This is a genomic window from Paenibacillus sp. FSL R5-0908 (assembly GCF_038006245.1).
In the GTDB taxonomy this organism is placed as follows: domain Bacteria; phylum Bacillota; class Bacilli; order Paenibacillales; family Paenibacillaceae; genus Paenibacillus_AQ; species Paenibacillus_AQ odorifer.
This window is the reverse complement of the sequence record NZ_JBBOUV010000001.1, coordinates 930,439-956,136: the sequence shown is the minus strand read 5'-3', so window position 1 is coordinate 956,136 and position 25,698 is coordinate 930,439. Positions and strand designations below refer to the sequence as shown.

The following is a 25,698-nucleotide window of genomic DNA, read 5'->3' as shown; positions in this document are numbered from 1 at the left end:
TCCAAATGGCGGATAATCCGGCGTTTAAGGTCCTCTAGGTCCGATAGGGTCCGTTAGCGTCGGGCATAGATTCAGATAGCAAACAATATCGTCAGAAATCGTCGGATGGCATCCAATAGCGTCCGATAGCGTCAGTTCCTAACCATCCCCAGTTGCTTGCGGACTCAGATGAAGCTATTTGCTCATTTATCGCCCTTGAAGCATAGTTTCGGACTCCAGTGTCGCTATTCCATAGAAAGAGCCTCACATCTAGCGTTTTTTATGCCAATAGCTGCTATGGAGTCCGATATCATTCCAAATGACGGATAATCCAGCGTTTAAGGTCCTCTGGGTCCGATAGCTTCGGGCATAAATTCAGATAGCAAACAATATCGTCAGAAATCGTCGGATGGCGTCCAATACCGTCAGATAGCGAACGATAGCGGCGATTCCTAACCATCCCCTGTTCCTTACGGACCCAGAGGACGCTATTTGCTCATTTATCGCCCTTGAAGCATAGTTTCGGACTCCAGTGACGCTATTCCATAGAAAGAGCCGCAGCTCTGGAATTTTCAGATGCTATTCCACCGACTTCAAAGCCTCTATCATATGGATTCGTTTGAGCTTAATATGCATGAACGCCATAACAATACCGGAGAATAACAGTGTTAGGAGCGCCGCATAAATATAACTTGGCCACTTGATGATCGGAGCGAACATCGTCGCATCCAGCTCGGCCGTCTTCAGGACGAAGCTATGCAGCACTATGCCGAGACCCGATCCAGCCACAATACCGAGTAGGCTAAGCAGCATATTCTCGCGGTAAATATACATGGTTACTTCCTTGTCGTAGAAGCCCAGTACCTTAATGGTTGACAGCTCCCGGATCCGCTCAGACACATTGATATTGGTCAAATTGTAGAGGACGACAAAAGCCAACGCCGCCGCTGAAACAATGAGCACCAAGGTTACAACGTCCATACTCTTCATAGTCTCATCGAAGGCGGAGCCTACACTGCTGGAAAAGCTGATGGCAGCGACGCCCTCATTAGCCGTGAGCTTCTCACCAAATTTGTCTTCCCATGTCTTATCATGTGCGGTGTAGTTCAGCAGTTCTGTGTTGAATAGCGGTTTTTCTCCGAACACAGAAGCATAATACGCCGGTGTCATATAAACATAGTGCATTACATAATTCTCTGTAATCGCTGCGACCTCAATTTCGAACGTCTCATTATCTTTGTCCACCACGGTCAATTTATCACCAGACTCCAGCCCATACAGCTTAGCCAGTTTTTCTGAGACAATAGCCCCATCATCCGTAAGCATCCGCCCTTCTCCACTCTTTCGATCCCGCAACTCCACGAAATCGGATAGGGAGTCAACGGAAGTAGGAACGAACAGATGAACCTCTTGATCATTTACACCACTAGCATGTGCGGTCATCCGTTCTTGCGCCACACTCAGCGTGCCAGTTACTGCAGTTTCACCATCGATTAGTTTTTCGTAGGCTTTTAGCACATCGGCAGACACATCTTCATGCAGTGCCACAAGTGCATCATATTTCATAATCGTGCCGAACTGCGACCCGGCGATGCTGCCAATTGAATCCTTGAGACCAAATCCCGTCAGGATCAGCGCTGTACAGCCAGCCACACCGAATACAGTCATGAACATCCGCTGCTTATAGCGGAATAAGTTTCGTGCGGTAACCTTTTGGACAAAGCTTAATCGCTTCCATATAAAAGTGACCCGCTCCAGTAAAATACGCTGGCCACTCTTTGGTGCCTTCGGCCGCATCAATACGGAAGCATTGCTGCGTAATTCTACCCGTGAAGCAATCCACGCCGTCAACGTGGTACATATTAACGCTACGATAACGGATATGATCGAATACGAAAGATAGAAATTCTTCGTGATATCCGGCAAGTTATAGATTGCACTATACGCATCGTAGATAATACCCGGAAACAGGGTAAAACCAACCGCAAGACCCGCAATTGAAGCCGCCAGACTGGCAAGCGTACCATAGACCAGGAATTTGGCCATAATGTCGCGGTTGCCATAACCAAGTGCTTTCAGTGTCCCAATCTGCAGGCGATGCTCCTCAACCATCCGTGTCATGGTCGTCAAGCTGACCAGCGCAGCAATCAGGAAAAAGAACACAGGAAACGCACTGGCAATCGCCGACAACCGATCAGCGTTATCTTTATATTCGGCATATCCCGGATTAGCGCTTCGGTCAGTAACATAGACCTTAAGCTGCTCCAGCTCTGCAAGCTTTTGCTCCCCTGCTGCCAATTCCTCCTTGGCAGAAGCAAGTCCGGCAGCAATTGCCTTCATACTTGCAGCCTGTTTCTGCTGCACTTCCTCCGGCTGGCGCTGCAAATCCGCAAGCTGCTGCTCGGCGGCTGCCACCTTTGCGCGGCCACCAGAAAGCTCTTTCTCGCCTTCCGCCCGCAGCTCAGCAAGCCTTGCTTCCGGCACGCCGGACATCGCCTGCTCTACAGCATGGGTATGCTGTTCGATCAGATCTTCATATTCCGGCGAATAAGCCTTCACCCCGGCTGTATCCTTAAAGGACAGATAGGCTTCCGTATACACCGGAAGCTTGAAATCCGACTCCGGGATCGCGGCGAACGCATCCGCCGTACCTTTGCCGATCCCACTGGTGCCCCGGGTACTTTGCTCAATAAACTGTGGACTTCTAACAAAGCCAACTACGGTATACTCCAGTGTCTCGAAGCTGTTCGACAGCTCCGCATCCGTACCGTTTCCACTTAAAGATACCTTGTCACCCAACGCATATTCTTCCGCTAGCTTATCGTCCAACACGATTTCACCGGAATGTACCGGAAGATGGCCTTCAATAATACGGTATTGATTAAGTGGTTTATCCGTGTTGTAAGAATTGACTTTAAGTATTAAGGCATTATCACCTATGAATACATCTGCACTATAGCTCGGCTGAATCTCATCGATCCCCTGTACATTTCTGAGTAACCCGATGTTGTCTTCGGTCAGGCCGTAGTTAGTCTGCACCTTCAGATCCATCAAACGCTGCTCTTTGTAAAAGGCTCCAGCTGTATTCAGCATATCTGGCCCAGTGGCCTTGATTCCGGCAAAAAAGCTGACGCCTAACATAATAATTGCAAAAATCGAAATAAACCGGGCTTTGGTATGCCCAATTTCACGAAAAATATCTTTCCACAATGCTCGCTTTTTCATAGATGCCTTCTCCTTACCATTCAATATCGTCAACGGATACCGGCGAAGGATTGATCACCATCTTCCGTACCTTAGCGTTGTTAATCTCTATAACCCTGTCAGCCATCGGGGCGATCGCCAGATTATGTGTAATTACGATAACCGTTGTCCCGGTGTTACGACAAGTATCCTGCAGCAGCTTCAGCACCTGCTTGCCGGTGTTATAATCAAGCGCTCCTGTCGGCTCGTCGCAGAGCAGCAGCTTCGGTTGTTTAGCTAACGCTCTGGCGATAGCGACACGTTGTTGCTCACCACCGGACAGCTGAGCCGGGAAATTATCTAACCGCGCGCCCAGACCCACATCCTCCAGCACCTTACGTGCATCTAATGCACGCGGGGAAATCTGCGAAGCAAGCTCAACATTTTCCAGTGTGGTCAGATTAGGCACTAGATTATAGAACTGAAATACAAAACCTACGTCATTTCGGCGGTAGCCTGTCAGCTCCTTGGCACTAAACTTGGCGATATCAATGCCATCCACAATGACCTGACCTTCATCGGCGGAATCCATTCCACCCAGAATATTAAGCACCGTAGATTTACCCGCACCGCTTGGGCCGACGATCACGGCAAATTCACCTTTTTTTATCTCAAAATCAATCCCGTCATTCGCGACAATTACATTCTCGCCCATCTTGTAACGCTTGTACTCCCCTTTTACAGCAACAAAACTCATTCCTCTTCCTCCTGTCCCTATCCGAACTAAGTCTAATTACTCTACATTGTCTCAGTTTATCATAATTAGAACGCCCAAGCCCGAATGGCAACCCTCATTACACAAGGTGAAATTCACATCATTAATAAGTTCATTTTTTTGTAACAATAATGTAACAAGGAAATTTTACCGTAAACGATACTTAGTCATTTGATAATGTTATAATCACTTTGTTTTATTTACTCTTTTCAGGCAAGAGTGAAAGAACAAGAACAATCAGAAACAGGTGATCAGATGTTCGAACTGAAATGGCTATGGCAGAACCTAGAGGGAAACCGGACGCGATACATTCTGGCACTCTGCCTTTCGGTGGTGGGCTCAAGTCTTACAATCGTGAATCCGTACATCAGTCAGCGCATTGTCGATACGTTTATAGCCGGTGACAACGCCCTGCAGAATCTTACACAAGAACGGCAATTATTGATTATGCTCTGTCTGGGCATGATTGGATTTTCTCTACTGCGCACAGGTCTCGCATATTTCACGACTATGCAGTACGAGATATCCTCGCAAAATATGATGTACAATGTCCGCATTTATTTGTACAACAAAATTCAGGGACAGGACAGAAAATACTACGATCATAATCGTACCGGCGATCTCATGACCAAGATGACAGGCGATCTGGACATGGTCCGTCACTCTATGGCCTGGATTTTTAAGACGATCATTGAATCGCTAACGATCTTCCTTGCCGCCGTTATCTATTTTTTCACCATAGATGCGGAACTGACGCTGTGGATGCTTATCCTGTCACCGCCCATTTTTATCGTGGCTTACATATTTGCTAAACGCGTCCGTCCTATGTATATTGACCTGCGTGAACGGCTGTCCCAGCTTAACACGACTACACAGGAGAATATCTCAGGCAACCGTGTGGTCAAGGCTTTTGCCCGCGAGGAATTCGAGGTCGAAAAATTCACAGAGAAGAATGTCAACTATTCTACGGCGAACAAAAAGGCCGCCCTTGTATGGCTTGATTATTTTCCTTATCTGGAATCCTTCGCTCAGGGCTTCAACGTAATTCTTATGTTGGTTGGTGGTTTGTTCCTTATGAACGGCCGGATCACCTTCGGTGAATTTATGGCCTTCTCTTCGCTTATTTGGGCTATATCCAACCCTATGCGCAACATTGGTATCATTATCAACGACATTCAGCGCTTTTTTGCGAGCTTGTCCAAAATCGTAGATATCTATTATGCCCGGCCAAATATTGTTAACGAGCATACTGTCACTGACAAACGCCGTTATGAAGGCCGTATTGAATTCGATCATGTCCGCTTCAAATATGATAGCGCTATCGTACTGGACGATATTAGCTTTACCGTTGAACCCGGTGAAACTGTAGCAATCATGGGCGCGACAGGATCAGGCAAAACAACAATCATCAACCTCATCCCTCGCTTCTACGATGTAGCTGAAGGGCGCGTACTCGTAGACGGTGTTGATGTTCGGCAGCTGGAGCTTGATGAACTTCGTGGAAATATCGGCATGGCGACCCAAGATGTACTTTTGTTCTCTGATACCATTGATGGAAACATCGCCTATGGCGATCCTGATCTTCCGGAAGAAGATGCAATGGGTTATGCAGAGCTCGCAGCCGCACACGACTTCATTACCAAAATGCCTGAAGGTTATGATACCGTTGTCGGGGAACGCGGAGTCGGACTATCGGGGGGGCAAAAGCAGCGTATTGCCTTAGCGCGTGCTTTGGCGGTACACCGTCCTATCCTGATTCTCGATGATACGACCTCTGCGGTCGACCTTGAGACGGAGGAGCATATCCAAAAAAGTCTGCGTGAACTGGACTATCCTTGTACGAAAATTATTATTGCGCAGCGTGTATCTACTACCTCGCAAGCCGACCGTATTCTCATTCTGGATGGCGGGAAGCTAGTTGAGGAAGGGACACACACTGAACTGCTAGCGAAACGTGGTTACTATTACGAAGTGTTTAAACTGCAGAACGAGGGTATTGGAAGGCAGGTGACCGCAAGTGGCAAGGAATAAATTTGACGTCGATGAAAATCTTGAATCGCCGTTTAATATAAAACACTTCCGGCGTGCGATGGTATATATCAAACGAAAGAAAACGCCAATGATTGTTGCGTTCGTGCTCAGTGCACTTTCAGCAGCCATTTCACTGTCGGCTCCGCTGATCATGCAACATGTCATCGACGTGACCATTCCGGCAAAAGAGAAGCTTGCACTGCTGGGTTGGGCTGCACTGATGCTTGTGACCATCGTGGTCAGTGTTTATCTGGCTACGATACGCTCGCGCATCATGACGAGTGTTGGGCAGGATATTATTTTTGACATCCGAACGGATTTGTTTAAGCATCTGCAAGAATTGCCTTTCAAATATTATGACGACCGCCCACAGGGCAAGATCCTTATCCGGGTCGTAAACTACGTCAACGCCGTTTCAGATGTGCTGTCCAACGGGATTATCAACTTTATTCTAGAAATCGTGAATTTAATCTTTATCGCAGCCTTCATGTTCGCTGTCGATGTACGACTCTCACTTGTCATCCTTGCCGGACTGCCAGTCTTCCTTGGCATCATGCTGCTGATCAAAACCCGGCAACGCCGGGCATGGCAAGCAGTGTCCAACAAAAGCTCCAATTTGAACGCCTATCTGCAAGAGAGCATCAGCGGTATTGGTGTGACACAAATGTTCTCCCGGGAACAACGTAACGAAGGAATCTTCACACGTCTCGCAGGTAATTTCCGTAAAGAATGGATGAAGGCTCAACGTTACAACTTACTTATTCCGTTCTCTGTAGACAACTTGTCTACGATTGTTACATCATTGATTTTCCTTGTAGGCCTACTAACTCTGAGTCCTCAAGACATGACCCTCGGTGTCATTCTGGCGATGAGCAGCTACGCCGCCCGCTTCTGGCAGCCGATTCTGAGTCTTTCGAACCTGTACAATAACTTCATCAACGCCGTTGCCTATCTTGAGCGTATCTTCGAAACGCTGGATGAACCGGTTACCGTCAGTGATATTCCGGATGCAAAAACACTGCCATCTGTACAGGGCCATGTCACCTTCGACGATGTAACTTTCGCCTATGACCCGGGGCTTAATATTCTGGAGAATATCTCCTTCAAGGTCAAAGCGGGAGAAAGCATCGCGCTGGTAGGACCCACAGGTGCGGGCAAAACAACCGTCGTCAATCTGATCTCACGCTTTTATAACATTTCCAGTGGTCAGATTCTGATCGACGGCCAGGATATCTCGCAGGTGACGTTAAAATCTCTTCGCAGCCAGATGGGGATTATGTTACAGGATAGCTTCATCTTCTCCGGTACTATTCTAGACAATATTCGGTACGGCCGATTGGATGCGACCGAAGAAGAAGTAATCGCCGCTGCAAAAGCCGTTTGCGCCGACGAATTCATCCGTGAATTCGATCAAGGCTACATGACAGAGGTCAATGAACGTGGCTCCAAGCTGTCTCAAGGACAGCGGCAGCTCATTTCGTTCGCAAGAACACTTTTGGCAGATCCGCGCATTCTCATCTTGGATGAAGCCACTTCTTCCATTGATGCGAAGACTGAGCGCTTATTGCAAAAAGGGCTGAATGAACTGCTTAAGGGACGCACCTCGTTCATTATCGCGCATCGCCTCTCCACCGTAAAAAACTGCGATCGTATTATGTACGTATCTAACAAAGGCATCGCGGAAAGCGGCTCACATGATGAGCTTATCGCACAGCGGGGCCTTTATTACCGCCTCTACACAGCACAGAAGATGGAAGCTTAATTGAAGAAACACCAAAAGAGCTCAGGCCGATTTGCAGCCTGAGCTCTTTTGGTGTTTTATATTTTCAAAAAATATCAAAAACTAATCTATCGCCGTCCAAATATTTAGCGCAAGTGAGCGAATCGCAAGGTTCGTGTGATCTCTGTACAACCGCAGACGCTCTGCAGGCTCTGAACTCCACAATAGAGCACTTCCGGCAACTTCAAGTAGCGAAAGTCCAATATACTGAGATTCGTAACGGCTCTCAGACCCTAGAACATCTACAATTTCCAATAAAGTTTCCGGACTCCAGTATCCCGTGCTCTCTTCTAAATTATACGCGACCTGCTTATAAACATCGCTTAATAGCTGGGGCTGATTTGAAATAGTGGCAACGATCCGATTCAGATAATTGGCGGATTCCTCCACGTTATTCCAGTCTATTGCTGCTATATACAATTTCATCACAGCTTGCTGTAAGGTCTCATCAGATGCCAGACAGTCAATCAGATCCGTATACAAAGGGATAAGGTGCATCCGGGTGATTTTTGGCAAAGCTATCAGCTGGTTGACTAATTTCAGTAGACGTTGCCGATGAGGCAAATCTCTTTTGGCAGTAGCGTTCCAATCATCACTTATCGCTGCACTAACCAGTCTCTGACATACACCAACTACTACCTCATTGATCGTACCATCGCGACAGGTTTCTACCAGCGTGTTCATAGCAGTTTCCCATCTAGTGCTGTCTTCCAAATCCGTAATAGACTGAGCGGTGGCAGCTGCAACAATCCCTTCATTTCCATTTGTCCACCGCATCATAGAAATGAAAGCATATCTGCCAATATACGCATCTTGGTGCCTTGCAATTTCAAGGATTAATCCTAGATAACGTGGTCTATAGTCTAGCGGAAGAGCATTAGGCTGTTGAGATAATAAACTTCCTGCGATGTCACTTTCTGAGGAAGAAGCCATTGTACTTAACATATCCCAAGCGCGTTCATCATCTAAAAGCTGTTTCGCAGCATGCCCTATGGCTATGATTACATCCTTGTGTGCATTGGGTTTCTCGAACTCGTTCATTAATAGCGGAAGGCTGTCATCGCTCCTATAAGCGCCCAGTAAGCGGATGGCTTCTTTTCTGACAGTAATCTTCAGCTTATCCCGATTCAGCAGCTCTTTCAGCATGGTAACCAGTAACACCGGATTCACCCTGCGGATGCATCTGGGTATCGAGTACATGGCTACACGGGCCCGGTCCCCATCCAGATTCTCCAGCAGAACGGGAAGTGCCTTCTCCGGTTCTTCCATAAGTGAAAAGGCATGAAGTGCAGCTTCTACTACAGTTACTTCCTTATCCTGCATAAGCCCAAGTAACCTATCCGAACCGAGATCAGGCATGCTTGCCATGATCTTAATAACGCTTGCACGCTCCCAAAGATTACGTTTGGCATCGTATGCAATTTTTTCTAATAAGGCACTTAAAGCTTGTTGCTGACGTGGCAGCCATCTGTGGAATCCATCCGCAGCCGGCACAAGATAGATAGTTTTGCCTGATAGGAACTTGCCCTTAATGACAGCCCCTGAAATAAAAGGATCGAGCCATTCCTGACGCTTCAGATGCAGATGCTGGAATACTTCATGGATCGTAATATACGATTTATCTAAAGCTAATAATTCCTTAACTCTGGCATCACGCGTTGTATGAGGCGCAAGCCAGTATCTGGCCGCTTGTATGGCTGTAGAATCTGCCTTTGCCCCCGTTGCTTCCTTTAACAGATTCTGAAGTTTTATGATGCCGTAACCTCTTTTACCGAATGAGCTAGCTAGGCTTAACACCAGATTGTAGTCTTCTCTTTTGTTGGCCTGTACAGCTAATGTATAAATTTCGTCGAAGATAATCTCTTCTACTCCCCGGGGTAAATTCTTCTCCAATGATGGAAGGGAAAGCTGCCCATTCTGCTTGGCCAATTTCTGAATCGTATTTAAAGAAAACTTAAACAGCTCACCGTGAGGAAGTAATGCGTTATGCCGGAGAATAGCAAATGCCAGTTGTTGAACGGAAAATTTTGTACCATATGAAGTATCTCTGGCCTCTATAACACTATCAACAAGCAAAGTAAGCTCTTGTACATGGGCATCCGTGAACACAGACGCAGGACTTTCCGATAGCTCTTTAAACACAGCGCCCCGGACAGGATCCTGATCATTTTTAATCCGGCCCAAATACACCAAAGTTTCATTCATGTCCTGTCTCGACAGAACGGTACTTCTGATCAGCTGCATAAGCGCCGTGGCACGTTCGTCTGCACTGGATACCTTTGCTGCTTGCTCAAGTCCCGCTCTTGAATGAAGAATAGAACGGCAAGCTATAAATCTGACTGTTCTCTCCCGGTCATCATTGATTTCACGAAGGGCAAGCATCCGGGTGGCTTCCTTGTCACGCAAGGCATGCGGTAATACATACAGTAATCTTTCCGGAAAAATACGTTCATTGCGTTGATCTTCTTCATACACAGCTTCAAAAATGACCTTGCGGTTAGAAGGTGCAATATTATGAAGCAGCTTTGCTATGTGCATAGGGTGATCTGCCAGTAGTTTCGCTATCTCAATCCATTGATCAATGGATAAATATTTTTTCCTTTTAAGAACAGCTTCAGGAACGCCATAAGAAATCAGATCGCTCCGCGACTCCGTTCGTGTTAACAGCTGATACACCTTATTAGGATTTTGGCGTAAAAGCGTGCCAAGCTGTTCTTTTAAAGCAGGATGTATGATGCCCATGGGTCCATGATTCAGCGCACACTCCAGCACCAAATCTGCCTTCAGATTGCATAGGATCTCCAGAGCTGATGAGAATCTCCACCAGACATAGCCTTTTTCCCTGAGTGGTGTGCTTTCCAGTGTTGTTGCAAAGTATTCCGCTACTACGTCAAGATGCCGGCTGGATAATTTCTTCCAGTCTTTTATGGCATACCCGATATCAGCAAGCCATTTACTTACCGTTGCCGAATAACAGGCCTGCAATATAATTGCGGCTTCCTCCGCTCCCCATCGGGCATACACTACAGGCAATAAGCGTTCCGCTAATTCCTGACGGTTAATCTGTGAAATACTATGCAGCAGCTTGCGGCGGCAATCATGGGATAAATGGGGGAGCTCACGTTCAATATCAGCATCCGAAGCCACCTTTGCCAAAAGCCCCGCAGCCGTATTTCTGATACTTGCCTTGGGATGCCGCAGTGCTGATAGAATAATAACAGCATCTTGTGTTGCAATGGCGCCGATTAAGGCAAGTCGTGCTTCATAAACGCCATCCTCCAGCAAAGAGGCTAGTAATTGGGAGTACTGGACAGATCCGAGATGATCACGGCCTAAGATTGCTACTTTTTTGATTCTGTCAGAATAGCCTAGCGAATCCAATTCTTTAAGTAAGCTCTGTTTATCCAATGGATTTCTTTTGAAAATCATAAGTCCTCCTCGTTAACCTGTTCTTATTCCACCCGAACTTTATTCTCTATACCCTAATCTATCCCCTTTAAAAAAACTAGAAATCAGCATCTGATTTCGTTGTTTCGTTGACCAAAAAATAAAGGTAACCCTGAAGCCGGTTATTCAACCTCCTTCAGAATTACCTTCATGTACTGCTTGCTCTAGTCATTCTTTTTCTGAATAAACACATACGTACTCTCATCCGACAGCTCATCAGCAAAGCTGAAATCAAATCCGTCGAAGCCTTTGATATCCTCCACACAGCTGATTTGCCGCTCAGCCATGAAGCGTACCATTTCACCTCTGGCCATCTTGACCAGGGTCGCTCTCTCTACTACCTTACCGCCGATCTCCTGCCCGAATACACAACTAACCATGCGAACATTCCCGCCAATGTAAGGGGAGATGCACTTGCTGTATTCCTTAGAGGCCAGATTCAGAATGATCTCAGTCTCCGACAATAGCTGATCTGCCAGCTTCCTGTTCCAGAACTCGTAGATAGACTTGAAACCAGGTCCGCTAAGCTTTGCCTGCATCTCCAGCCTGTACGGAACAACGCCGTCAAATGGCCGGACGATTCCATAGAATCCGGACAATATCCGTAAATGCTGCTGAAGATATTCCAGCTCCTCCATTTGAAGTACCCCTGGTGCCATGTACTGGTACTGGATACCCTCATAAGAAAAAATAGCCGGTGTAAGATTCCGTGTTACATCCATATCCCGAATCCGTTCCACATTCAGCGTGGCGATGGCATCATTGCATTTCCATAACGATTTGGCTTCTTCATAATTCAACTTTTGTAATAAGGCCAGAAGAGTCTGCGACTCGCTTATGAATTGCGGCATCTGGCGGCAATCCAAGAAATCCGTATCCATCTTCATCTTCTTGGCAGGCGATATAATGATTCTCATGGTGCTCCCTTTTCTTACCCCCGCGGGGAATTTAAATGTAACCTTATCCTATCACACTTAATCTTCGTAGGCTTGGGGCAAGTTCATGAAATTTGTTCACTGCCGCCCACCTTGTGCGCCACCGCCATCAATACCTGGGTTGCCGTTTCTCCTTGTCCCACCATTCATGCCGGGAGATCCGCCCCCATCTTTACCCCGCCCGCCGGTGAAGCCCTGTCCCCCGTTCGCTCTTGACCCGGAGTCAGTACTCGTTATCTTCTGTGCGGTAATAGCATCGCAGGAGACGAGCACCATGGAACAACTTAGCACTGCTATGAGCAAAGCGAAATACCGCTTGGTCCGCATCTTTGAATCCCCTCTTTCCGAGCGAACATAGTTAACGTGGAAAATATCTTTTTAACATATAATCGTATACGTCCTTAAAACCCATGTAGGATAATACGATCAGCAGCGGATACACCGGGTAAATATACCGGGACTTGATCTCCCATAAAAGATAGAATCCGATAAAGCCCAGCACCACAAGAATCAAAGAGGTCTCTTCAAATCTTTTGGCTCTTATTCCACCAATTAAGCGAACGAGTATAAATACATACATCAGAAAATTCAGGACATACAGCAGCCACAACATTCCGCTTCTATAATTGGAGTCTGCCTTAAACAAATCCGTAGCAGCATTAGTGTAGCTATAACGGTCCATGACAAAGCCCATTCTTCCCCCGTTACTGGATGATCCGTCGTTTCCGAGTCCATATCGTTCCATCTGGTAGGTTCCTTCCGTCCAGGTCCAAACGATTTTTTTATAATACATCTTCACTAAGTCACTTAGGCCCGCCTCGGAGAGTTTATTACGGATTTCTTCTTTAAATAACTCCGTACTTTCTGCCTTATTATAATTTGCATCCTGCTGATAGATAGCGTAGCTCTCCCGGTTGTCCCAGAACCCAAACGTCTCCAGATTGATCCCCATATTCAGCCACATGTAGACAGGTGCAGAATTTTCGTTCATCGGTTCATCTACAACATTCGTCGCCTGTAGCACAGCATTTTGCGTCCAGCCGGGAACATTAAACAATATGGCCGTGATAAACAAAGCGCTAAAAACCTTTTTCACCCCGATAGAACGTATGTTAAATAAAAGACCCGCCACCACGGTAATCAGAAAAATAACACCGATACTGCGGAAATAGTTGCCTATTGCCAGTAAGAGAGCTGCGAAGAGAATATCCTTAATGGACCTTCTTTTGATAAATCTTATGGCAAAATATAAAGCACTTGTCAGAAAAGCGGTAGCGATCACATCGTTATAGATAAAATTACTCATAAACAATGAAGGGATATAGGTTGCGGCAAACACGAGGATGCCATAATCCTTATCCTTGGACTTATAATTAAGCTCTTTATACAGCATGTAAATCATTAATGAGGTTAAGAGTGTAAATAGAATATTGACTATTTTGATTACCAGATAATTATCCGGAAAGATCAACAACAACGTCTTTAAATATAAAACGATCGAAAAATTAAACGGAAACATATGCAGATAGCCGTTCGTGTCAAACGACGAATAATCATTCCTGTACAGCATGTCGAGTGCCAATGAAAGCACTGTCTGCGAATCATCCGTCGGCAAGCGTGGAAACAGAAAGATAACCACCATCTGGATTGCAAAAGAAAACAGCAGTGTGGCTGGAATGACTATTTTCCAACTGTACTTATTAAGCTTCAGGCACATTTTATACAAAATAACGCTTAATGCCAGCACCACTGCGATCACTAGAATAAAAAGACCCAGCTCTTGTCTCTCCAAAATTGGCGTGTCCCCATATACGAAATAATTATATTTCGCCCTAATAAAAAAGGAGGATGCGATAAAAAGACCGATAAAGAATGCAAGTATGAGATACAATGTTTTTTGAATTCCCCTTATCATGGAAAACCTCCTTTGCGCAATCGAAAGCCCTTTACAATCCACTGTCCCGATTCATAAAAAGCATTATAAACACCCAAACTGAAAATCCAATGAAAATCGGATGTTTGGGAATTCGCAAGGAAGAGATTTAGAAAGAGGGGTACGCAAATAGACCGCCCACTCACAAAGGCATGCGGTCTATCTGTCGTGTCCTATTTGCTGAAGCCTACCGCTTTTAAAAGCGGATATTGCGTACATCAGAAGAATTTACTATCCATCTTTTTTAAAAACCGATTATCAGCGATTAAACTTTTCACTCTCTTCGTTGTATTAGGCCCTTTCGGTGTGCTACCTCTTCTATTCAGCAAAATCCACCGTAGACATGCCCAGGCTTCAAAGATTTCAAGTTCTTCCTGATCTATATCATTTTCCAATAGATAAGCAGATCGGAACACATCAGCATAACGCTCGGAGATATATATTTTCAGCAGAATAAGTGACCAGGCAAAATCATATCTAGAGTCTCCCAACTGGCCGTTCGTCCAATCAATTATGGTATATCGCTCTTTATCCTCCACTATATTTCCGATATGAAAATCCCCATGAATGATACAGTCCTGCTTCATTGGAGTTTGCTCAACAAGAGTAGTCAATACATTAAAAATATCAGATTGTTCTTTGGCTTCAGGGAAAAAGTAGCCGATAAAATTGTATTTTGGCAGTTGTATATTTCCAATCTCTTCAACGCGAATTTTATGTATTTTTGCTAATAGGCTTGCGAGTTCCTTCATTTTCCTGGTATTCATTTTATGAATAGGGGTTCCGTCAAAACCTGTTAACAACACCTTATATCCCTCCGGATTGATTCCCCAGCCCACTGGTTTAGAGACGGCTACTCCTCGTTCGGATAGAACATCCAATAAACGATATTGAAACTGGACATCCGGTCTGGATTCCTTATTCCATGTTTTCAGTACATAGCTCTCTTGATCAGAATTAATCCTTATGACCTCAGCTTCAAATCCTTGATCCATTGTATGCGCAGTTAAGCTGTCTTCCTGATTTAATAAGTCGTTTATGATTTCGTTGTGCTCAAGCCAATTTATGATAGATATAGGAGTTTTCAAAAATGGGTCTTCCTTTCGGAGTCAGCTACAACAGATTTACGCAACCCAAAATTACAAATAACATAAAATAGATTGTTCTATCCAGTACATAAATACAGTATCCGGGCTTTCCTTTTCAAACTTTTTCATTTTTAAATACATATCCATTCCATCAGAAACATCATGCCATAAATCCGTAAATGCAAAATCATATTTCTCCTTAGACATATGTTGTTCTGCATATTCGAAAGCATCTGCTTGGATAAGCCTGATCTTGTGAGCATTACTGAATTGTGGCAGTACATATTTATTAAATAGATCAATGACATCTTGATTTTTTTCAACAACCGTTATGCTTTCAACATTATCTTTTTCAGAAACCATATAAGCATAATAGCCAAGCCCAAGTCCAAACGTAAGAACATTCCCACACGCTTTATCTACAGCTTCTTTCATTGTTTCTATTTCATTTGGCGTGATCGTCATCCAGATTCTATCATTCTCTAATACGGCCGGGAACATGAATTCAGTTTGAAAAAAACCAACCTGAGGAATTTGTCTTCCCTCTTCTGTCCGGATGATATCATTGCAAACAAAACCTTCAAAAGGTTTATATTTTTCATATTTTAATTCACTATTATTAATCTTTATAGTTGGTATCTTGATATTTTTATAATATGGATTGTCATAATATTCATTTGCATCAAGCTTATGAAGCATATTGCTAAAATATTGGTTGAACAATTCCTTATCATCAACATTATCAACCGTATCCATCCCAAAAGCAGCAGCCAGCATTAAACCAAAAGCGTATTCATAAGATACACCACAGTTTACGATTTCTTCAATTTCTTCTTTGTTAATAAAGTCGGGGGTATTATTCAAATAGCGGCTTAGTAAAGCAAACACTTTATAGTTATCTTCTTTTACTTTTTCTTTTATTACATTATTAAATTCCATATTCTCACCTATTAATTAGAATTTGTTTCTATGTCTCATGTTAGTCTTTCCGGATTGACTAGTAGGCAATACTCTCATTTTACCATTTAAAAATCCAGAAGAACAAAAACCGCTTTACTAATCCGTGACAGTTACCACTTCTACAGTGAGAAAATCTTACGTCAAAACCTTCTAATTGCAAGATCTATGATTCATTTTTCGCCTAATCTGCTCAATATTTCGTTACCCTATGTTAGAATAGACGACTTGTATAATTTGTGAAAACTTTCACTAATAGCCATGATTGATGGTATACTTAATAAGAAGATGAACTAAAGAGAATAACGATGGAAAATGTGGACGTAACCGTAGAAGATTTGAAGTTAGGAGAATAACAGCGACGCGCGCGCTTCTCCACTTCCAACTCCCTCTGATACTTCCTTTCTTTTTTGTCGGGTTCTTTTGGTACATCTTAAGTACATCTTAATAGAGAAATATAAAAGTGGAGGGTTAACAATGAAAAAGAAAGCAGCTGGTGCTCTGAGTCTTGTCCTCTCTGTCATGCTCGTTACCGCAGGATGCGGTAATGGAAACGACAAGGTGAACGAGAGCAAGAGTAATAACAACGAGAAAAAAGAAGTTGAAGCCGTCTCCGGGGCATCTGAAGCAAGCTACACACCATTCGATCAATTAAAAGATAAATATGATATCATCATTGTCGGTGCGGGTGGTGCGGGAATGTCCGCAGCGCTTGAGGCCAAAGAGAAAGGCATGAACCCTGTTATTTTGGAAAAAATGCCGGTTGCCGGCGGGAACACAACCAAATCCTCTTCGGGAATGAATGCTTCTGAAACGAAATTCCAAAAAGAACAAAACATTGAAGACAGCAATGATTTATTTTATGAAGAGTCATTAAAAGGTGGCCATGACACTAACGACAAAGAAATGCTTCGTTTCTTCGTTGATAATTCCGCGAGTGCGATCGATTGGCTGGATTCCATCGGAATCCGCTTGAACAATATCACCATTACAGGCGGCATGAACGAAAAACGTACACACCGTCCTGAAGATGGCTCTGCTGTGGGTCAATACCTTGTCAAAGGTTTAGTGAAAAACGTACAAGAGAAAGAAATCCCACTTTTTGTGAATGCTGATGTCAAAGAAATCACTGAAAAAGACGGCAAAGTAAATGGCGTCAAAGTCCTCTTTAACCAAACAGAGGAAAAAACAATTACGGCAGATGCTGTCGTTGTAACCACTGGCGGGTTCGGTGCCAATATGGATTTGATCTCCGAAGTAAGACCTGACTTGGAAGGCTACGTTACTACTAACCAAATCGGCAGTACCGGAGACGGCATCAAGATGATTGAGAAACTCGGCGGCACAACCGTCGATATGGATCAAATCCAAGTTCACCCGACTGTGCAGCAAGAAAAATCCTACCTCATCGGCGAAGCTGTTCGTGGGGAAGGCGCTATCCTTGTTTCCAGTGAAGGCACACGCTTCACCAACGAATTGGATACCCGTGATAAAGTAACGGCTTCCATCAATACACTGCCTGAAAAAGCGGCTACGCTGGTCTTTGATTCCGGTGTTAAATCCCGTGTGAAGGCTATTGAACAATATGACAAAATGGGCTTCGTGATTCAGGCGGATTCCATCGAAGCTTTGGCCAAAGAAATCGGTGTTCCAGAGGATAAGCTGGCAACAACGCTTGATACTTGGAACAGCGCCGTTAAGAATAAAAAGGATGCCGAATTTGGCAGAACTACAGGAATGGACAATGACCTGTCCACTGGTCCTTTCTACGCTATTAAAATTGCTCCTGGGATTCACTACACCATGGGTGGCGTGAAGATCAATACGAACACAGAAGTTCTGAATAAAGATGGTGAAGCTATTCCTGGTCTGTTTGCGGCAGGTGAAGTTACGGGCGGCTTACACGGACAAAACCGGATTGGCGGCAACTCTGTTGCAGAAATCATTATTTTCGGCCGTCAAGCTGGGATCAAATCTGCTGAATTCATAAAAGCAAAATAAGTAGATAATAGATACTATAGGCCTCACAGCAAAAAGCTCAAGCATCGGCAAGTTAGCCGCTGGCTTGAGCTTTTTTAATGTAATTAATCGCCAATAGTTCGGATAATAGTATCAAACGGATCTAATTCCAACGTTTGTTGTCCATATTCCGTATCAATCGTAGTTTTTTGAAGCTGGTCGCTATTGTTAATCACGACGAGTATTTTACTTTCTGGATAATACGCACACTCTGTATATAAATTATCCGTAATATACTTTGTGTCCTTTAACTCATTCCCGGCATAACGAATCACATTTAACAGCAATCTTGTATTTTCAAAGCTTAAGGTGAAAGAAGGCAGGTAGATCCCCTTTCCTTTACCAAAGGCATGGGCAGACAATGTTATCATCCCACTCTTTTCACACAATACCGCTGCCGAGCCATCCGTAAGATAAATGTTATTTTTAGGTGTTATACTGGCTCCTTCAGGCACTAAACCTTGCTCATCTCTAGCCTCAAATGACCATCTTCCATGAGCTACCTTGGAGCCTGTATCCTCATCCAGACCAAGCACATGGGCCATTCTGAAAAAACTGTCATAACCTTCAAGCGCCGAAGGCTGATTGACACCTATAAAAGTACCGCCCTCATAAACCCACGCTGTCAGTAAGTCCACGCACTTATGGTCACTCCAGTATTCTCCGCCACTCCATGCTGAACCTGCCGAGCCGGCATTAATCACTACATCACACTCTTGTAATACTCCCTTACGGATATCTTCAAAATCAATGAACTGGACTTCAATCGGCAATCCGGACAAAGCCTCATTGATATGAATCAGATCATGCATATACGTTTCATGGAAATGCCCGGACAAAGTCCACGATCTCAATTTACCCCAAGCGTGCAAAATGGCTACCTTCGTCTTAACCTGATACGGTTTGCCTTTATGATGCAGCTCTTTAATTTCTCTGAATTCACCCGCGATCTTTTCGATATAATCACAAAAATCCGGATAAGGCTCTACAAGATGCAAATATCCGCCCAGTCCAATCCGATCTATAGGCTCTCTGAGCAAGGCGCGCCGGATATTAATCCAATACTTTTTGGCATCGAGCGTAGGGTTACCTCCCTCCATAAACGTAGGGAGCCCTCCCAATCCAACCGGAAATAAATAGGGATGCAGCCGAATCTCATGGGTATCTACTTTTACACCAGAACAAAGCCTTGCCTCATACCCTGAGAACACACATTTAATCATCCCGTCAAAACCAAACTCCTCAAAACGGTCATTGTAAGGCTCCATGCCAACCCAACTATCATCATAGAAGACATACGCCAGCTTATCGTGCTTATGCACAATATCAATTAATTGCTTACCAAATTCGATGACAAAATCATTGATAAATGCCATATAGTCCAGCTTCCGCTGCTGCGCCGGGATATGACTGACCCGATATTTCCCACCATTCACAAAATCCTCGGCCGTGAGCGAATACCCATATTTCTTGGCAAACAGATCAAGCGCTCTTGAGCTTACCGTAAAATCATATGAACCCCAGTCCGAGAACAAATGGCGATTGCGCTCATCACTGCCCCAGATCCAGGCGAAATTATAAAAGAGGGAGGTAAACCGAACCACTGTTGTTTCCTTATGCTTATGACACCAATCTTCTATCCAATGGAGTAAATATTTTTGCGTTTCTACATAGATGGGATCGATCTGCATCAGATGCTCTTTTTCCCAGTGATTCGTGGTGTGATTGTACATGGAGATCTCTTCCCAAATCCGATAGACCATGAAGCTGACTGTGTATTTATGCCAAGGTGCAATTCCGGTAATGACTACATTTCCCGATTCCCGCTCATAATTCCACTGTTCTCTTGGAACCTCTTCGCCCGTCGTTCGGTCAAAAACCTGCCAGTACTTAAACGCCTCTTTGGAATCATTCACTCGGAATTGTTCAGCAAAAAAATCCTCCATCAGATAGATGGATAAATAATCTTGTACCGCTACCTTAGGATTTGTTATTAAAAAGCTCTGCTGCAGCTTGTCTGAATTCTGGGACGCCCATTCGTTATGATCTCTGATGATGCAGATTGTAGAATAAATGCCGTATCCTGCGTTGATAATCTCATCGGACAACTGTGTGCCGTCACTGTCACGAATGACATCGGCACCCCAACGTTCAGCTAATTCCAGGGTCAATGCCTCACAACCGGATTCTCCCGGCAGTGTAAAGGCCCCCGTTGTTTTTTGGGACAACTTGGATCCCTCCTATTTAAGCATATCGGATAGAAAAGCTAATGCTAAGCCTTGACCCCAGCCTTGAATCCAGTCTTTTGGAATATTGCGGTATCCTTCCCGATCCTTCATAACCGCTGTACCGCCAGAGACACCCAGCACCCGTCCATCTTCACTGATATTGTTCAAAATACCTTTCAGGGCCTTTTGCACATATTTGGTATGCAGCGGGTTGCCGTTATTGATCATAGCAGCCGCAATGCCGCAAGACGCGGATACTTCTTCATAAGACTCCTCATCATCTAGTACTGTCCGCCACAGGCCGTGCTCCGTTTGCACCAGCTTGAGTGCGGCCAGCTGATCGCGCAGCGAACACTCCACGTCCATACACTGCGGATACAAATACCATTCTTTCAAAAGCTTTTTAACTTGCGACATAGTGTATGCGCCCCAAGCATTCGCTCTGCCCCAGAATAGTCCAGACATGTGATCCTGCTTCACATTATTGTAGCCGTGGTACCAAAACCCGCTGCTAGGATCTTGCAGGTATTTGATATGCCAATAATATTGATTCAAGGCATCTTGGATCATTTCCTGATCCTTTAATTTGCTTCCTACACGAAGCAGGAAAAATGCCGCCATAAACAAGGTATCCGCCCATGCCTGTTCTGGAAAATCATTAGAAATAGAGACGGTATGCTGCAACACATGATCTCCGAATCTAAGCGCATTGTTCTGCAGATAATCCACTTTGCTCATCACAATATCCCAATACTTCTGGTTACCTGTTTCTTCATACAAGGTGATCAGCATATGGCCCATAGCACAGGTGTTAACTGTCCAATCCGGCAGACCCAGCTCGATGTATTCATCTGCCCACTGGACAAGCATATCCAAATACTCTTTATTTCCTGTAGTTTCATAAGCTCTGGTTACCCCATAATAAGCCACACCACAAGGCCAGTCCCATGTTAAATCCATCGCCATTGTTTTTCTGACCACTTTATCGATGACCCTTAAAATCTCTTCTCTGTCATAATTTAATTGAAGCATCTTGTTTCTCCTCTCTTTCGCACACGCCCCCAAAGGCGCTTGAGAGCTGTCCGTCCATATTGTAAACGCTTTACTAACTCTATTGTAAGTAGTAAAATGGTCTGATTCTAAGCATATTCATAACTAAACTGTGCAATTTCAACCATTAACTAGTAGTTCTTATATTTCGGGATTGGCCGTGACTACAGAGAATGTTTGGACTTCCGGCCGCTGTTGTCGTAAGAATTTCTTGATTTTATACCGCTCTTCGCGGTGGAAATCTGCTGACAAAGGCGGACGCTAACGCTCCTACAGTTCCAAACTTCTCCTCCGCCACTTTTTTCCCAAATTGTATAATATCAAGTTCTCTTTATATAGTTGAATTTGATATAACGTTAACCTATAATCTACTCAACCTACGTAATAAGAATGGGAGTATTGAGAATATGCCCAGAAAAAAGAAGCCCATCATTGAATACCGCCACTACAGCTTACCGATAAACTTTCCTATCTTGCTGTTAAGCGGTGAACGTTGGAAGATTTCTGATATTAAAAGTGAACATCTGCATTTCCATAATCATTTGGAGATTGGCATTTGCCATTCGGATAGCGGCATCATGGAGATCAAAGGAGAATCTGTGCCTTTTAAAGCCGGAGATGTGACCTTCATCCCTAGGTATCTCCCTCATACAACTTATAGTTCGCCGAATGAAGCCAGTCTGTGGTCTTATATCTTTTTTTCGCCTGAGGATCTTTTTCAGCAATCCTTCAAGAGCGCTTACAGCAACTTTGAGCCGAATCTGTGGGCAATAAAGGGAACAAACTGTATTTTGAACAAAGAGGAACATCCCAAGGTTTATACCCTTGCGACATCGGTCGTAGAGGAATTGAAACAAAAAAATCCTTACTATCAAGAAAGTGCCTACGGCTTATTGTTATCGCTTTATATAGAACTCCTTAGAATTCATTCCCGGAATGAGCCCTTGGTTGATCAAGAAACAGAGCATAGCCTGAAGGGCGTTTTTGTCATCTCACCCGTTCTGGAATACATCACTAAAAACTACATGATGCCGATTACCATCGATTTTTTAGCTGATCTGTGCCACCTAAGTACCACTCATTTCCGCAGGAAATTCCATGAGATTATGGGGTCCGCACCTCTCGACTTCCTAAACAGTACCCGTATTGAAGAGGCCTGCAAGCAGTTAAAAAGTACGGATGATTCCATTCTCTCCATCTCTGAGCAAGTCGGTTTTCAGTCCATATCCAGCTTCAACCGATGTTTCTCCAAGCTTATGGGTGAGTCACCTAAACAATGGCGTAAAGGCGCACAATCCGAAGCACAATCCGCAAAAGCTTCTATTTTGGAGTTTACGGGGTGGGTGTGATCCATTGATCCATCGGTTTATTCTAGATCATCTTTCTCCCGATCGTTTTATATAACATGGTTCTTATCTTCTTTAACTGCGCAAAGTTTTCTTCAAATGAAATGCTTTGGGTCAGTGCCAGCCCTTTTGAGAAATCTTTTTTATATAGAAAAATTGATTCCAAATACAAACCTATGACATGAATCTGGTTCCAAGTAGGATAACTTGAATTATGATAGAAGACAGTCAGCGTTTCTAATGCATAAAAATTATGACACCATCTCGCTTCCTCCATTATGTACTTCATTGCCGGTCCATTATTGTTAATCATTATGTCTCGGAATTCATCTAAATGATTAGGCTGAACATCGACATATTCAATTGCATAAAATGGCTTTACATGCCGTTTTCGCGCGCCTTCCCCTGGTGTAGGGTACGTACTGTTTGGTGTGGTTACAAGTAACTCCATACGGATTGTTTCGAGCACGAAAGGTATATTCACATTTTGTAAGTTAGGTAAAATGATTTCGGCATCTTCTTCTTCCTTGATCTGCATTAGGATAAGATAATCCCATATAATGAATTCTCCATGTTTTTCGGCTGTTTTGTTATGACTGTAAACTGAAATATCCTCCACAGCATTATTTTGAGTCATGGATCCTAGAACGTCTGTGAGTTGGCTCTTTATTTCTTTTTTCATATGCTTTTTATACTTCTTATCGACTCCGATACTCCAAGCAATATAATAAGTATCATTTTGTGGTGTCAGTTTTAGATTCTCTACGCTTATTTTCTTATCCATTTCTGTTTCCCTTTCTGTACAAGTCCCCAGCCATCGATGTATAATTCGTCTAAGATTTCTAATAGCTCAGGAGGGGTTTGAAGCAAGGCTGCTTATGATTAATCGTAACGCTGCTTCCCAATAAACGCAAATAAGCCCCCTCTATGAACTGCCCCATCAGGCACAACAAAAAGGCATGCGTCCGGTACACTACCGAATTCATACCTAACAAGTCGCCTAATAAAATAAGCTGTTATGTGATAAGGCTAGCCTTTACTTTACCTCACAAAATCTATTTAACAAGGGAATGATTTGTTCCTTGCTCATAGGGGCGTCGTGCCCCGGGATATACGTAGTAAATGAAAGAGTCGATAAAAGCTCAATATATTCTTTCATTTTTATCGGATCAATTTTACCTTCTCCATGATAATAATCCCCGCTATGTGCATCACCTGCGAATAAAACTCCCGCTTCTTTTATATATACAACACAAGAATCGTCTTCATGTGGCCCTCCTACCTTTATAATCTGGCAAGTGGTGCCCCCTAAATCCAGCGTTAAAGCATCCTCGAAAATAATATTTCCTGTGCTAACCTTAATCTTATCAAACGTATCATATTCTTTTTTCATACAGTTATAGGCGAATGCTATTTCTTCTTTGGTCTCTAAACGTTTTACCACAGCTTCTTCATCCCATTCCCATGCTTTCAGGCGCTTTAGTGCCTCATTCGTTGCTGAAGAGACTATAGTTTCCCCGTCAAAAGCATGCATACCAAAGGTATGATCCCAATGCCAGTGCGTGATCAAAGCATATTTGGGACGTGGCAGATTGTTATCATCCAAACACTTTATAAAGGCATCTAAATGCGATTTTGAATTGCCACAATCAATCATAATTGAAAAGCTGTCACCTAAAACATATCCCAAAACAGGTCTGTCTGTTTCTCGGACACTTTTCAAATAATAAATAGAGTCATTTATTTTTTTGAGTTCCATCCTATTTTCTCTCCTTTATGGATACAGGTAAAGATACGCTCTATGGGGGAGTTGATTACCTATTTATAATGGATGAAGCAGATGCCATTGAGCAAGGGAGAGTTTAGTTATATTCACAATGTACTACGACGTAGTTCATAAAAATATTGCACAATCGGATGCTTCAACTGCATCTTCTCGCTCATGTTTAAAATCCGCTTTTTCCCAACCCGTCTGTCCACTAAAGCCAGAATATTCAATAAGATATCATCACTCTCTATGCTTTCCTCTATAGAAGTAGATAAAAACTTATTAGCTATAACGATAAAATTCGATTTACTTAATGAGGTCTGTGCTGACAAAAGCTCCTTTGCAACTTCTGATATCTTTCTGCTTCTTGCAATGACTATTAGACGATCCTCCGGGATGTTCCCTTTACTATCTTTTCTAACCGCTTCGATGTCTTCAGGGTGGATTGGAATTTGGAGTTCTGAGTCATTCTTAATCTCCTGCTCCGTCTGATACCATCTGATTGAGCTAGTTCTATCATTCATATTGAGTACGTTCTTTTTATCTACCGAAATATAACAGCTCCCTGATTTATCAGGTAAATAACGGTAGCTGCTTGCGCGATATTCAACCTTGCCGGATAACGCAGGACATAGAAAACTCTCCAGTTGTTGCTTTAATTTGCTCCAGGACATGTATCCTCCAACAAGACGATCTCTTCTCCTCGTCTTTGTCTTATTTTTATATTTTCTTTTCCCCAAGAACACATAACATCCACGATCTTATTGGCTGTAACGCCATATTCCGTGAGGCTGTATTCAACTTTTGGCGGCATCTGCTGGTACACGAATCTTTTGACAAGCCCATCCCTCTCAAGTTCACGAAGCTGCTGGATCAGAACCTTTTGTGAGATGCCCTGAATATTACGCTGTAATTCACTTGTTCTTTTGGCACCGGACATCAAAAAGCAAATGATCAAAGCTTTCCACTTTCCGCCGATGATTTCTAGTGTTGCCTCTATCCCTAGATGATATTGTTTCATAGAATAACACCTCGTTCATGCTGATCAAATTAAGCTTACTTAAAACTTCATTGTTGCATATATTTTTTTCAGAGTCCAGTACACACCTCGAAGTAACCATCTTACTTTATTGTGTGTATTTTCTTTTTTTACAACCTGCAAGATAATAATAATATTCA

At 43.7% G+C, this 25,698-nt stretch carries 18 protein-coding genes; 4 read left to right on the top strand and 14 right to left on the bottom strand.

The window, feature by feature from the left end:
• Positions 1-558: 558 nt before the first annotated feature.
• Both MKZ09_RS04340 and MKZ09_RS04335 read right to left on the bottom strand, forming a co-directional pair.
• A complete protein-coding gene (locus MKZ09_RS04340; protein WP_076207637.1) occupies positions 559-3,204 on the bottom strand; it encodes an FtsX-like permease family protein in 2,646 nt (881 codons plus the stop codon).
• Between the two features lie 13 nt (positions 3,205-3,217).
• A complete protein-coding gene (locus MKZ09_RS04335; protein ID WP_036684849.1) occupies positions 3,218-3,919 on the bottom strand; it encodes an ABC transporter ATP-binding protein in 702 nt (233 codons plus the stop codon).
• A 273-nt stretch (positions 3,920-4,192) separates the two neighbouring features.
• On the opposite strand from MKZ09_RS04335, the gene MKZ09_RS04330 reads away from it, so the two are divergent.
• Positions 4,193-5,968, top strand: a complete 1,776-nt coding sequence (locus tag MKZ09_RS04330; RefSeq protein WP_076098706.1) for an ABC transporter ATP-binding protein — start codon at positions 4,193-4,195, stop codon at positions 5,966-5,968.
• Positions 5,955-7,730, top strand: coding sequence for an ABC transporter ATP-binding protein (locus MKZ09_RS04325; RefSeq protein WP_076207635.1), 1,776 nt, complete (start codon positions 5,955-5,957; stop codon positions 7,728-7,730). Before MKZ09_RS04330 ends, MKZ09_RS04325 begins: the two co-directional genes overlap by 14 nt.
• A gap of 81 nt (positions 7,731-7,811) precedes the next feature.
• On the opposite strand, the gene MKZ09_RS04320 is transcribed toward MKZ09_RS04325, so the two are convergent.
• From MKZ09_RS04320 to MKZ09_RS04295, 6 genes are all read right to left on the bottom strand, one after another.
• Entirely contained in the window at positions 7,812-11,177 is a 3,366-nt protein-coding gene (locus MKZ09_RS04320) for a hypothetical protein (protein ID WP_076207633.1), read from the bottom strand.
• Positions 11,178-11,359: 182 nt separating this feature from the next.
• Entirely contained in the window at positions 11,360-12,112 is a 753-nt protein-coding gene (gene yaaA / locus MKZ09_RS04315) for a peroxide stress protein YaaA (protein WP_076207630.1), read from the bottom strand.
• 96 nt (positions 12,113-12,208) lie between these two features.
• Positions 12,209-12,457 carry a hypothetical protein gene (locus MKZ09_RS04310; RefSeq protein WP_076207628.1) on the bottom strand — a complete coding sequence of 83 codons (249 nt, stop codon included), beginning with the start codon at positions 12,455-12,457 and terminating at the stop codon, positions 12,209-12,211.
• Between the two features lie 31 nt (positions 12,458-12,488).
• A complete protein-coding gene (locus MKZ09_RS04305; RefSeq protein WP_076207626.1) occupies positions 12,489-14,045 on the bottom strand; it encodes a glycosyltransferase family 39 protein in 1,557 nt (518 codons plus the stop codon).
• Between the two features lie 236 nt (positions 14,046-14,281).
• A complete protein-coding gene (locus tag MKZ09_RS04300; protein WP_076207624.1) occupies positions 14,282-15,151 on the bottom strand; it encodes an aminoglycoside phosphotransferase family protein in 870 nt (289 codons plus the stop codon).
• A gap of 51 nt (positions 15,152-15,202) precedes the next feature.
• A complete protein-coding gene (locus tag MKZ09_RS04295) occupies positions 15,203-16,090 on the bottom strand; it encodes a spermine/spermidine synthase domain-containing protein (RefSeq protein WP_256719286.1) in 888 nt (295 codons plus the stop codon).
• Between the two features lie 495 nt (positions 16,091-16,585).
• Here MKZ09_RS04295 and MKZ09_RS04290 point away from each other — a divergent pair, with 495 nt between their 5' ends.
• Complete coding sequence (locus tag MKZ09_RS04290; RefSeq protein ID WP_036684833.1) at positions 16,586-18,109, top strand: flavocytochrome c; 1,524 nt, start codon at positions 16,586-16,588, stop codon at positions 18,107-18,109.
• Between the two features lie 83 nt (positions 18,110-18,192).
• On the opposite strand, the gene gnpA is transcribed toward MKZ09_RS04290, so the two are convergent.
• Both gnpA and MKZ09_RS04280 read right to left on the bottom strand, forming a co-directional pair.
• A complete protein-coding gene (gene gnpA / locus MKZ09_RS04285; protein ID WP_076207622.1) occupies positions 18,193-20,355 on the bottom strand; it encodes a 1,3-beta-galactosyl-N-acetylhexosamine phosphorylase in 2,163 nt (720 codons plus the stop codon).
• Between the two features lie 12 nt (positions 20,356-20,367).
• Complete coding sequence (locus MKZ09_RS04280; RefSeq protein ID WP_076207620.1) at positions 20,368-21,387, bottom strand: glycoside hydrolase family 88/105 protein; 1,020 nt, start codon at positions 21,385-21,387, stop codon at positions 20,368-20,370.
• Between the two features lie 425 nt (positions 21,388-21,812).
• Between MKZ09_RS04280 and MKZ09_RS04275 the strand changes: the two genes are divergently transcribed.
• A complete protein-coding gene (locus tag MKZ09_RS04275) occupies positions 21,813-22,754 on the top strand; it encodes an AraC family transcriptional regulator (RefSeq protein ID WP_076207618.1) in 942 nt (313 codons plus the stop codon).
• Positions 22,755-22,776: 22 nt separating this feature from the next.
• On the opposite strand, the gene MKZ09_RS04270 is transcribed toward MKZ09_RS04275, so the two are convergent.
• The 4 genes from MKZ09_RS04270 to MKZ09_RS04255 form a co-directional block, all read right to left on the bottom strand.
• Positions 22,777-23,535, bottom strand: coding sequence for a hypothetical protein (locus MKZ09_RS04270; RefSeq protein ID WP_076207615.1), 759 nt, complete (start codon positions 23,533-23,535; stop codon positions 22,777-22,779).
• Between the two features lie 252 nt (positions 23,536-23,787).
• Positions 23,788-24,510: an MBL fold metallo-hydrolase gene (locus tag MKZ09_RS04265; protein WP_076207613.1), complete on the bottom strand. Its 723-nt coding sequence runs from the start codon at positions 24,508-24,510 to the stop codon at positions 23,788-23,790.
• Positions 24,511-24,623: 113 nt separating this feature from the next.
• On the bottom strand, positions 24,624-25,193 hold the full coding sequence (locus MKZ09_RS04260) for an SF0329 family protein (protein ID WP_076207611.1): 570 nt from the start codon (positions 25,191-25,193) through the stop codon (positions 24,624-24,626).
• On the bottom strand, positions 25,175-25,540 hold the full coding sequence (locus tag MKZ09_RS04255; protein WP_076128545.1) for a winged helix-turn-helix transcriptional regulator: 366 nt from the start codon (positions 25,538-25,540) through the stop codon (positions 25,175-25,177). Before MKZ09_RS04255 ends, MKZ09_RS04260 begins: the two co-directional genes overlap by 19 nt.
• Positions 25,541-25,698 lie beyond the last annotated feature (158 nt).

Coding starts and splice junctions, on each gene's coding strand:
- MKZ09_RS04295 (WP_256719286.1), bottom strand. CDS start 16,090: ATGGAATTTAATAATGTAATAAAAGAAAAAGTAAAAGAAGATAACTAT.
- MKZ09_RS04305 (WP_076207626.1), bottom strand. CDS start 14,045: ATGATAAGGGGAATTCAAAAAACATTGTATCTCATACTTGCATTCTTT.
- MKZ09_RS04310 (WP_076207628.1), bottom strand. CDS start 12,457: ATGCGGACCAAGCGGTATTTCGCTTTGCTCATAGCAGTGCTAAGTTGT.
- MKZ09_RS04340 (WP_076207637.1), bottom strand. CDS start 3,204: ATGAAAAAGCGAGCATTGTGGAAAGATATTTTTCGTGAAATTGGGCAT.
- MKZ09_RS04260 (WP_076207611.1), bottom strand. CDS start 25,193: ATGTCCTGGAGCAAATTAAAGCAACAACTGGAGAGTTTTCTATGTCCT.
- MKZ09_RS04270 (WP_076207615.1), bottom strand. CDS start 23,535: ATGGATAAGAAAATAAGCGTAGAGAATCTAAAACTGACACCACAAAAT.
- MKZ09_RS04265 (WP_076207613.1), bottom strand. CDS start 24,510: ATGGAACTCAAAAAAATAAATGACTCTATTTATTATTTGAAAAGTGTC.
- MKZ09_RS04330 (WP_076098706.1), top strand. CDS start 4,193: ATGTTCGAACTGAAATGGCTATGGCAGAACCTAGAGGGAAACCGGACG.
- MKZ09_RS04255 (WP_076128545.1), bottom strand. CDS start 25,540: ATGAAACAATATCATCTAGGGATAGAGGCAACACTAGAAATCATCGGC.
- yaaA (WP_076207630.1), bottom strand. CDS start 12,112: ATGAGAATCATTATATCGCCTGCCAAGAAGATGAAGATGGATACGGAT.
- MKZ09_RS04290 (WP_036684833.1), top strand. CDS start 16,586: ATGAAAAAGAAAGCAGCTGGTGCTCTGAGTCTTGTCCTCTCTGTCATG.
- MKZ09_RS04280 (WP_076207620.1), bottom strand. CDS start 21,387: ATGCTTCAATTAAATTATGACAGAGAAGAGATTTTAAGGGTCATCGAT.
- MKZ09_RS04275 (WP_076207618.1), top strand. CDS start 21,813: ATGCCCAGAAAAAAGAAGCCCATCATTGAATACCGCCACTACAGCTTA.
- MKZ09_RS04335 (WP_036684849.1), bottom strand. CDS start 3,919: ATGAGTTTTGTTGCTGTAAAAGGGGAGTACAAGCGTTACAAGATGGGC.
- MKZ09_RS04320 (WP_076207633.1), bottom strand. CDS start 11,177: ATGATTTTCAAAAGAAATCCATTGGATAAACAGAGCTTACTTAAAGAA.